The sequence below is a fragment of the Candidatus Bipolaricaulota bacterium genome (assembly GCA_021159055.1).
Lineage (GTDB): Bacteria > Bipolaricaulota > Bipolaricaulia > UBA7950 > UBA9294 > S016-54.
The window spans coordinates 1-10,159 of sequence record JAGGSO010000135.1; the positions used below are offsets into that span (position 1 = coordinate 1).

The window sequence follows — 10,159 nt, forward strand, 5'->3', positions numbered from 1 at the left end:
TTGTTCATCGGGGCGGCGTTCGGGGGCGCATTCGGAGTGATGGCGAACATGATCTTTCCCGCTACCTCCGCTCCCTATCCGGCCTATGCCCTCGTGGGAATGGCCGCGGTCTTCTCCGCCGTATCCCGCGCCAGCCTCACCTCGATCGTGATGCTGTTCGAGATGACTCGCAACTACAACATCATCCTCCCGCTCATGTTCGCATGTGTGGTCGCCGATGTTGCGGCATGGCTCCTCTACCCGGACACGATATACACCCGCAAGCTCGTGCGCCGCGGAGTGCGGATCGACCAAGATCTCGGGTTCAACGTGCTCAAGACGCGGTTCGTCGCCGACGCGATGACCCGGGCGGTGGAGACCGTCCCCCAGGATCTTCCGGTGGAGGAAGTACAGGATAAGATCCTCAAAACCGGGCACCAAGGGTTCCCGGTTGTCGACGAGAACGGCCGCCTACTTGGGATCATCACCGGACGGGACGTGATGAAGGCGATGGAGAAGGATCCCAAGCTTCCCGCGATCACCGTTGCCCACCACCGCCTGGCCGTGGCATATCCGGACGAGACTCTCGACGATGTGTGGAAACGGATGGGGGAGCTCGGGATCGGCCGCCTTCCGGTGGTGTTGCGGAGCGATCCGAGCAAGCTCGTTGGAATCATCACCAAAGGGGACATCGCCCGATTTGCCCGGGCCGTGTGAGGAAGATCACCGCGTGTGCGCGCGCCGCTTCATGAGCAGGATGCTCAATCCAAGCATCACCACAGCGTAGCTCGCCAGGACGGTGAGCTCGAACCAGATCCCGGATATTCCCCATCCGCGCAGCATCACCGCCCGCAGGGCACGGTTCAGGTAGGTGAGCGGTATGATGTAGGCAAGTGGACGGAGCGTCGGGGAGAGGGCCTCCACCGGCCAGAACGCCTCGGTGAGGATCAGTCCGGGGATGATGATCAAAAGCGCGTACTGCACCGCCTGGAACTCGTTCCGTGCCAGGCCGGAAAGGAGCGTTCCCATCCCCTGTAACCCGATGGTGTAGACGACGATCACAAGGAGCATCAAAAGCAGGCTCCCAGCGAACATTGTGTGGAATAAGAAATAGGCGATCAAGATCACCTCGAGTGCTTGTAGGATGGCTATGATAGTAAATGCTAAGGTATAACCGAGGCTGAGCTCCCACGGGTGGACCGGGAATGTCAGGAGCCGTTCCAGAATCCCGTTGCGCTCCTCGCGCACCAAGGCGATCAGAGAGAGCATCGAGGTGATCACCGTGACCGCGAACCCGATCACTCCGGGGGAGTAGTAATCGAGGTAGTCAGCCTGCCCGGCGTAGATGTAGTCGACCTTGAGCAGGCTGCTGAAATCGACGGTTTTCCCGCCGATGTAGGCGAACATTAGGTTATTCAGCGCCCGCTCCACTGTGGCCACCACCGTGTCCGCCACCGGGACGTTGGAGCGGTCGATCGACAGTGAAATCCCTGGTCCGGGTGCCGCCTCACTCCGGGGTAGGAGGTGGATCGTTTGCCCCTGGTAGGTGTAGGGCATTCCGCCCTTGATCTGCAGCACCCGATCGATAACCCCCTGCGAAAACCCGGGTTGGATCACGATCACCGCCCATACCTTTCCGTCTTTCAGTTCGTTCCGTGCCTGGATTTCGTCATCCATCCAACGGGTGTGGAACACCTTCTTTCTGAATCCCTTGATCAGCTCTGAACTCAGAGATTTCTGCAAGGTTATCTGCCCAAACTCGCGCGTGTTCAGGGTGATGGTTCCCCGATCGTGGTCGACCACGATCACCCGCACATCGGTCGGGCTTCCGGAGAACGCGTACCCGAACAGGAGGATGAATATGAGGGGGATCGTCCCGATCATGAACACGGTGAGAAGGTCGTGGCGCAACCGACGGAAGACGTTACGGGCGACGAACAGCACGTTCATTTCGACTCTCCCTCCGTCTTCCCCACCAGGGCGAGGAACGCTTCTTCCAAGGTGGCGGCGTGTGCCTCCTCCTCCAACGCCTGCGGCGGTCCTTCTTCGATCAGCCGCCCCCGACTCATCAGACCGACGCGGTGGCAGCGGGACGCCTCCTCAAGGTAATGGGTGCTGATCAGGATCGTCGTCCCTTCCTCCGCCAGGTGCTTGAAGTGGGCCCAGAAGAACGCGCGCAGGTCGGGATCGACCCCCGCGGTCGGCTCGTCGAGGAGAAGGATGGCCGGTTTGTGGATCATCGCGGCGGCCAGCGAGACCCGGCGCTGCATCCCCCCGCTCAGATCGCGGGCGAGGGCGTCCCGTTTCCCCTCCAGATGCACGATCCTTAGGATCTCTTCGGTACGACTCTGGATCTCGGCTCGGGACAGCCCCTGCATCCGCCCAAAGAAGCATAGGTTCTCCCGTACGGACAGATCAGGATAGATCGCGTTCTCCTGCGGCATGTACCCGATCTCGTGTAGCACTGCGAACGACGGGATGCGATGTCCAAGGATGGTGATCTTCCCTGCATCGGGTTTGAGTATTCCGCATAGAAGGCGCATGGTCGTCGTTTTTCCGCTCCCGTTCGGTCCGATCAGCCCGTAGATCTCGGAACGGGGCACAATGAGAGAGAGCCGGTCGACCGCGGTTAGACGACCGAATCGCTTGGTCAGATTCTCAGTGCGGATCGCAGGGTCCATGCGCGGTAGTGTAGAAGATGGGAGGGAGGGAGTCAACGCGATGTCTCCCCAAGGGGAGGGGAAACGGGGTGATGGAGGAGCCGCGCCGTCCCGTGGGTGAACAGGTAGATGATCCCGTAGAGCACATACACGATCTCGGTCAGCTTGAGGGCGAACGAGAACCCGACTGCCGCTGCCTTCCCGATTCCGAACAGGGTGAATATCCCGATCAGGCCGCCCTCGATCACCCCCATCCCGCCTGGCGTGACCCACAGGAACATGTTGAGAAACATGGCAAGCGCGAAGATCAGGGTGAGGTCGAGTAGCGAAAGGACGATCCCGGCGGAGAAGTAGAAGAAGATGAGGGGGTTCAGCGCGAACAGGACCGAGGAGAGAAGGGCGGGGATGAACGCGAGTTGCGTCCTCCTCCGTCTTCGTGGTGAGAAGGCGCAGTCGATCTCCCGCTCCACCACCGCGAACCAGTCCGCCGCCCGGGAGATGTATCCCCGCCACGGGACCAGCCGGGCGATAAACCGAAGCCCGCGCGTCATCCACAAACGCTGGTGACGGAAGCTGATGATCGCCCATACGAGGAACGCCATTCCGGCACTGGCACATCCGAACAACCCCCAGCGGAGCCCGAAAGAGAGCCGATCGGTGAACAGACCGTAAACGCTCCCGATGAACATCAGGACGAGCGCGCTCATCATGTTCAGAAACCGCTCCACGATCACGCTCGACGTCGCCTCTTGGGTCTGGTCGGTGAACCCGTGCGAGATCAGGTAGACCCGCACCGGTTCCCCGCCGAAGTTGGCGGATGGGGTGATGTAGGTGACGGTGTACCCGCTGGCAAACGCTCCCAGGACCTCGCTCCACCGCCGCTCGATCCCGTAGGAGCGGAGGAGGATCTTCCAGGTTAGCGCCCACAGGAAGAACATCGCCACTGCGTTCAGGAAGAAAACGGCCCCTCCCAGGGGGCCGAGGGAGAGGAACTCTTGCGTCACCCGGCGCCAGCCGACCCAGTGGAGGACCGCCCACAGGATTGCCCCTCCGATGCCGATGGAGAAATAAATCGTCAGCCGGCGTTTCAGTTTCGCGTTCATGGCTCCCTCTTTCCCGCTCCCTCCCATTGCGGCTGGACCCCACGCCACGGCGATACTAGCGCACCACCCGCCACGCGACCGTCCATCCCCCCGGACCGATCCGCAGGAGCATATCGGAAAATCCACTCATCATCGGCAAAATTGCCACCCCGACCGCATAGGCGACAAGCGGGGCTTCCTCCCGGAACAGGACGGCGAGGAGCTCCCCCACGCTCGGTCGCCCGACCAGGACCTCGTTCGCCCCGAGGCTTCGCATGATCTCAGCGAAGCCGTCCCCGGGGGAGATCGCCACCACCCCGGTTTGCGCATCCGTCCGCGGCTCCGACTCGCGGAACACCGCAGCGAACCCGGCGAGGAACTGGCTGAGGATCACTCCGGAGTTTCCCCGTGCTCCGAGAAGGGCACTGTGCGAGATGGCCTCCAACATTGTTGTTAGTTCCGTACCCCCTTCTTCCAGCCCCTCTGCGATCGCGTTCAACGTGAGGTACATGTTGGTCCCTGTATCCCCGTCGGGAGGGGAAGACATTCAACCGGTTGATCTCCTCGACGTGGGCCTGCACGAGGTCGCGCGCACGCAGAAGCGCATCTCGGAGGCACATTCCATCCATCAACCGCCTATCCGTTCGGATGGACATCAGCTGAACCTCCGGGGAAGACTGCGCTGGTGATAGAGGATCGCTCCGGTCGCTATCGCTCCCGCGAACCCGATGAGGGCCAACAGATCGATCGTAATGGGAAGGTAGTGCCCGCCTCCCGTGCAATAGCGCAGCAAGTCGGTGAGATACGTGAGCGGTGATGCAAATGATAACGCCCTACCCCACTGCGGCAGCTCAGCCAACGGGATGAATATCCCGCTGATGAATATGAGCGGAAATTTGACGAGTGCGGATAGCATCATAACGTTTCCCGGGATATCGGCCGGAGGCGCGGAGAACAGCAGCCCGATGTAGGAGAAACAAACCCCGGCGATGATTAATCCCAGGGTGAGTATGAACGCGTGGTGAATGGGAACCCCGAGCCCGATCCCGATGAAGAGCGGAACGAGCGTGACGATGAGCCCGAATATGAGAGAAGCAATCGCATCACCGAGCAGGATCGTGAACAGCGAGATCGGAGCCGCGACCAACCGCTCCAGCACCCGCATCCGTGTCTCCCACGGTGCGATCAGCGGTCCGACTGAGGTGGCGGTAAAGAACAGCGTCATCGCGATCAACCCGGGGATGAGAAATCCCACTGTGAGGTGCCGTCCCACGTAGAACGCGAGGAACAAGAATCCGGGAAGCACCGGTCCGTACACGATTACCGGCCCCTTGAAGTAATACACCTGGATGTCCTTCTTGCACACCGCCCACGCGCGGGAAAGCTGCGCTACCATATTCATGTGTCGGTCCTCCTGGAATCAGAACCAGCTCCAGTCAGCTTGAGAAAGACCTCCTCCAAGCTCGGCTCAACGGTGTTCAATGCCATGATCTCCGCGTTGCTTTCCTCCGCCACCTTCACCAACCCCTTGATCACGCGGTCGGGCCGATCGGTGTAGAACCGCACTTTGTCCCCGACGATTTCGTGCCGGCGTACCCCCGGGATTCCGGTAAGCGCCAGCGGGGCGATCGCGCCGCGCAGCTGTGCCTCAACTACGCGAAGTTCGGACGCAGTGCGACGGAGCACCTCCGGAGGGTCGATGGCGATGATGCGACCGCGGTTGATGATCGCTACCCGCTGACACAGCCGGTTTGCCTCATCGAGGTTGTGGGTGGTGAGAAATATCGTCATGCCCTGATCGTGCAGGGCCACAAGCTTCTTTCTGATCATCAGGGCGCTGTTCACGTCCAACCCGGAGGTGGGCTCGTCGAGGAACAGGATTTGCGGTGCGTTGACAAGCGCCATCGCCAGGAGCAATCGCTGCCGCATCCCCTTGGAGAACGTTCGTGCCCGGTCGTTTCTGCGTTCCCACAAGCCGAACTCGGTTAGCAGTTGCTGCGCACGCTGCCGTCGGACGCGGCGCGGCACCCCGTACAGCTCCCCCATCAGCATCATGTTCCCCCATGCAGTGAGGTCGATGTACACGTTGGCCATCTCGGGAACGATTCCCATCGCCCCTTTCGCGGCGATCGCGTCCCGCGTTATGTCGTATCCGTTTATCCGTGCCTGTCCGCTGTCCGGAGGGAGGATGCCGGTGAGGATGCGCACGGTGGTCGTTTTGCCGGCACCGTTGGGGCCGAGAAACCCGAAGAACTCACCCCGATGCACGGTAAAGCTGATCCCGTCCAGCGCGGTGAGTCTTCCGTAGCGTTTAACGAGGTCCTCGACTACAATTGCGTCCATCTCACACCTGTCGCCCAGCGATGTACCCGCTCCGCACCGCATCCACGATCTTCCCGGGGTAGACGCAATCACCGATCGAGTAGGTCGCAAAGCCATGCAGTTCCTCCTGAAGCGATCGCTGTGGGATTGGGTTGCGTGCCAGGACGACGGATGCAGCGGGAATCTCACGAACCCTACCTTGGGTGTCCTTGATTCTCACGCTCTGATCGGTTATTCGCTCAACGGTCACCTCGGTGATGATCGATACGTTGTGTTCCTTCAACTCGCGAAGGAGGTAATCACGGTAGATCGGTTCCAAATTCGACGCGATCGTCTTGTACCGCTTCAACACGGTTACGGAATGGCCGGCTTCCGCCAGGAACAGGGCCGTCTCTAACCCGAGCAGGCCACCGCCGATCATCACAACCGGACTTTTAACAGCCTTTGCCGTGCCGGAGAGCACATCGTGCGCCGTAACCACGTTCGGCCGGTCTGCCCCGGGGATATCGTCGCGCGGACAGGTACAGCCGGTGGCGATGATCACCGCGTCCGGTTGCAGATCCTCAACAGTCGCCCGGGTGACGTGCGTTCTCAGCTTTATCTCCACCCCAAGGCGGGAAAGTTCGTTCTCGTAGTACTCGATTAACCAGCGTATCTTCTCCTTCCCCGGCGGGATGGCGGCGATATTCAGCGTGCCCCCCAGTCTCTTCTGTTCATCGCACAGTGTTACCGCATGTCCGCGCAGCGCAGCGACCCGCGCTGCCTCCATTCCGGCGGGACCGCCGCCGATCACCAAAACCCGCTTCGATTTTGGCGCCGGGGTGATCCGCTCAAACTCCGCGTCCATCCCTACCACCGGGTTCACCCCGCAATGTAGTGCCTGATCGTCATGATGGCGCGCCTTCACGCATTCCCCACACCCGATGCACTTTCTGATCCGCTCCGGATGCCCGGCCCGCGCCTTGTTCGGCCAGTCCGGATCGGCGATCAGCGTTCTGCCGAGGACGATTAAGTCCGCCTCACCGCGGGATAGCAGCCCCTCGGCAAACTCGGGCTCGCGGATCACCCCCACCGCCGCCACCGGAATCGAGACAACCTCCTTGAGTCCCTTTGCTAGGTATGCCCGCCATCCTTGGGGATAGGGCATCGGCTCGAGACGCTTCTCCTTCGGGCATAGCCCAAGATCGGCCTGAATCATGTCGAGTCCAATCGCCTCTAGCCCGGCGGCGAGGGCCTTGCCCTCTTCGGGGTCGATCCCGCCTTTCATCATGTCGTCCGCGGCGAATCGGATGGTGATCGGAAACCTGCCTCCGCACAGGGAACGGATCCGCTCGACGATCTCGGCAACGAACCGGAGTCGGTTCTCGCGCGATCCGCCGTAGCGGTCGGTCCGCTTGTTGGTGAGCGGGGAGAGGAACTGGTTGATGAGCAGGCCATGTCCTCCTTGCAATTCCACCATGTCGAACCCGGCCCGCTTCGCGCGCAACGCCGCTTGGGCGTAGGCTTCAACAACGGCTCTGATCTCCTCCGCGGAGATCTCATGCGGGAGGACGCCGTCCTGCCGCAAAGGAACGGAAGAGGGAGCAATGGGGCGGCGTCCTCCATTGAACTTGAGAGAGGCGTGTAATCCGGGATGGGTGAGTTCGATCGAAATCTTTGCGCCGGCATCGTGTACCACTCGTGCCAGCTGTGTCAATCCAGGGATGAATTCGTCCGAATCGATCCGGGGCTGAGTTGCACCGTGGCGGGCGGCTGGGTAGTCGATGCACGCGTTCTCCACGATGATCAACCCCGCCCCTCCCTCCGCGCGCCGGGCGTAATGGAAGACTTGGCGCTCGGAGACCTCACCGGAGACGTGAGCCAGGTTCGTTGCGATCGGCGGGAAGATCACCCGGTTGGGGAGCTCAACCCGACCGATCTCGATCGGGGAGAAGAGATGAGGGAATTTCATTCGCGCTCACTTCCCTTGCGGTTCATGATCGCCTGTGTTCCGGCCTTGAGCACAGTCGACGCCTTTACGAACCGGGCGAGGAGGATCGTCTGTAGGAGTTCCTGTTCCGTTGCTCCGTGATCCCGTCCAGCGATGAGGTAAGAGCGGATCATCTCTTCCTCGCCCAGTGCGGCACAGACCGCAAGACAAATGAGGACTTTCACTTTCTCCGGGAGATCCCCCCAGTGCATGGCAAAGTGCTTGTCTTCCTGGTGGCGGACGAAGACTTCCGGGAGTTCGTGAGCGAGGAACTCCAAGAACTCCGGCACTTCCGACCGCTTCGTCTTCATTTGTGCGAGCATAGCTAATGCCTTCTGGTTTACATCCTCACTCATTTCTTGCCCTCCGTTCGATTCCCTCTTGGTCGGATCACGAGGACCGGGACCGGGCTCTCCCGCAGCACGCGCGCCGTGGTCGAGCCGATTACCCGCTCCACGATCCCATGTTCTCCGTGCGAACCCATGACGATGAGGGAGACCCGTTTATCTTTTGCTGTCTTGACGATCTCTTGAAATGGAATCCCCTCGACCACGACAAGCTCCGCCTTCGCCGCGGTGGAGAAATCGGTCGGGTAGAGGATGCGCCTAAACATCGTTCACCTCCGCTTCTGCCCGTCTCTTGCCAGAGAAGTAACGCCGTAACCAGGGGGCGGCTTTAAGGTATGTAACCATCAAGAGGATCTGAAAGATCGGCAGGGTCGCTGCTGGGATCGCTACCAACGGGGAGAAGGCCATCGTCGCCAGGGCGATCGCTGTCCCGTTGTTCTTCCCGGTCGAGGCGAACACGATCGCCATGTGATCCTCATAGGAAAGGTGAATCAATCGATCGATCCACGTGATCAGCAGGAGCGTCACCCCCATGAACAGAGTGTTCGGGATCGTGAGCCATGCCACCAGCTCCCACTTGTGCACGATCAGGGGCGCTTTCATGAAGAAGATGAGGAACACGATCCCGTACATGGCGATGAGTGACAGCGACGGAAATAGCGGGAGAAGCTGCATGAACCGCCGTTCTCCCAACCGCTTGATCAGCCCGATCCGGGTGAGATAGCCGGCGATCATCGGGGCGATGAGGACGGTGAGCATCGACTTTATCAGGATCCACGTCGGTGACGGCATGTGATACTGAGCGGCGAACAGGCTCATCCATGCTGGAACGGCGAAGATGGAAAAGATGAAGCTTACCGCCATCACCACCGTGGCCAACTCCACGTTTCCCTCGGCCAGCCCGGTGTAGCCGATCGACATCGATGAACACGGGACGACCATCACCAGGAGGAACCCCATGGCGAGCTGCTGGTCGTGGAGGAACCCGCGTGCGAGGAGATAGCCGAACAGCGGTGCGAGGAGGAAGTTGTAGGCGAGGGCGAGGAGGATTCCGCGCCAGTTCTTCGCCGCCAGCCGGAGCGAATCCAGCTTCAGGTTCACCATCATCGGGTAGATGATGAAGAACACCGCGACCGTGGTCAGGGACGTGAACACGCCCTTGTGGGCGGTGACGTATCCCGCGGCCGGATAGCCGGCTCCCACCCCGATCCCCATGCACGCGATGACGTACAGGAGCAGGTACTTACTCAGGTGATTTTTTAATGATCTTAGGCGCATGGAGCTTCCCCTCCATCCGTTCATATGCTTCCAAAAACGCCTCCAGGCTGACCTTGAGGTTCTCTAACGCCTGTGCCCACTCATGCAGCAGGCCCATCCCTTTTGGGGTTATGGCATAGACCCGTTTTGCCGGTCCGGCATTCGCCGTGTCCCACTCTGATGTGATCAGTCCCTTCGCCTCCATCGACCGGAGGGTGCGGTAGACGTAGCCTGCATCCTGAATCGAGTATTCCAGCCCCATCTCCCGCATCCGATCGATCAACTCGTATCCGTGCCCTTTCCGCTCCCGCAGGAGGAGGAGCAAAAACGGTCGCAGAAACCGGGGCGGACGCTCGGTGGGGTAGCAGTTGCACCACGGTTTAACCGTCGATTTCTGTCTCTTCCGGGGCATCTCCTAGCTCACTCCCTTATATGACTCTGACACATATATACGTTAAATTGCAGCCGCTGTCAAGTCCGAGGGGGGATGCGCCAGGAGATCGTTACCAGGCAAAGAGGTTAGTGGAGAAGTGGTTGAAAAAA

Annotated in this window: 11 protein-coding genes and 1 pseudogene; 1 reads left to right on the forward strand and 11 read right to left on the reverse strand. The window is 60.5% G+C overall.

Features of this window, described 5'->3' with window-relative positions; genetic code table 11:
• Nucleotides 1-696 (forward strand): CBS domain-containing protein (locus J7J55_07015; GenBank protein MCD6142450.1); only part of this gene is annotated, 696 nt, incomplete at its 5' end.
• Nucleotides 697-702: 6 nt separating this feature from the next.
• On the opposite strand, the gene J7J55_07020 is transcribed toward J7J55_07015, so the two are convergent.
• The 11 genes and pseudogenes from J7J55_07020 to J7J55_07070 form a co-directional block, all read right to left on the reverse strand.
• A complete protein-coding gene (locus J7J55_07020) occupies nucleotides 703-1,929 on the reverse strand; it encodes an ABC-2 transporter permease (GenBank protein MCD6142451.1) in 1,227 nt (408 codons plus the stop codon).
• Nucleotides 1,926-2,660, reverse strand: a complete 735-nt coding sequence (locus tag J7J55_07025; protein MCD6142452.1) for an ABC transporter ATP-binding protein — start codon at nucleotides 2,658-2,660, stop codon at nucleotides 1,926-1,928. Before J7J55_07025 ends, J7J55_07020 begins: the two co-directional genes overlap by 4 nt.
• Before the next feature lie 32 nt (nucleotides 2,661-2,692).
• Complete coding sequence (locus J7J55_07030; GenBank protein ID MCD6142453.1) at nucleotides 2,693-3,742, reverse strand: flippase-like domain-containing protein; 1,050 nt, start codon at nucleotides 3,740-3,742, stop codon at nucleotides 2,693-2,695.
• Nucleotides 3,743-4,082: 340 nt separating this feature from the next.
• A pseudogene (locus J7J55_07035) lies at nucleotides 4,083-4,350 on the reverse strand (DAK2 domain-containing protein).
• Nucleotides 4,351-4,376: 26 nt separating this feature from the next.
• On the reverse strand, nucleotides 4,377-5,123 hold the full coding sequence (locus tag J7J55_07040) for an ABC transporter permease (protein ID MCD6142454.1): 747 nt from the start codon (nucleotides 5,121-5,123) through the stop codon (nucleotides 4,377-4,379).
• Entirely contained in the window at nucleotides 5,120-6,064 is a 945-nt protein-coding gene (locus J7J55_07045; GenBank protein MCD6142455.1) for an ATP-binding cassette domain-containing protein, read from the reverse strand. Before J7J55_07045 ends, J7J55_07040 begins: the two co-directional genes overlap by 4 nt.
• 1 nt (nucleotide 6,065) lies before the next feature.
• Nucleotides 6,066-7,994, reverse strand: coding sequence for an FAD-dependent oxidoreductase (locus J7J55_07050; protein MCD6142456.1), 1,929 nt, complete (start codon nucleotides 7,992-7,994; stop codon nucleotides 6,066-6,068).
• A complete protein-coding gene (locus tag J7J55_07055) occupies nucleotides 7,991-8,368 on the reverse strand; it encodes a carboxymuconolactone decarboxylase family protein (protein MCD6142457.1) in 378 nt (125 codons plus the stop codon). The genes J7J55_07050 and J7J55_07055 overlap by 4 nt, the downstream gene beginning before the upstream one ends.
• Complete coding sequence (locus tag J7J55_07060; protein MCD6142458.1) at nucleotides 8,365-8,625, reverse strand: universal stress protein; 261 nt, start codon at nucleotides 8,623-8,625, stop codon at nucleotides 8,365-8,367. The genes J7J55_07055 and J7J55_07060 overlap by 4 nt, the downstream gene beginning before the upstream one ends.
• Entirely contained in the window at nucleotides 8,618-9,637 is a 1,020-nt protein-coding gene (locus J7J55_07065; protein ID MCD6142459.1) for an arsenic resistance protein, read from the reverse strand. Before J7J55_07065 ends, J7J55_07060 begins: the two co-directional genes overlap by 8 nt.
• Nucleotides 9,603-10,028, reverse strand: a complete 426-nt coding sequence (locus J7J55_07070; GenBank protein ID MCD6142460.1) for a helix-turn-helix transcriptional regulator — start codon at nucleotides 10,026-10,028, stop codon at nucleotides 9,603-9,605. The genes J7J55_07065 and J7J55_07070 overlap by 35 nt, the downstream gene beginning before the upstream one ends.
• Nucleotides 10,029-10,159 lie beyond the last annotated feature (131 nt).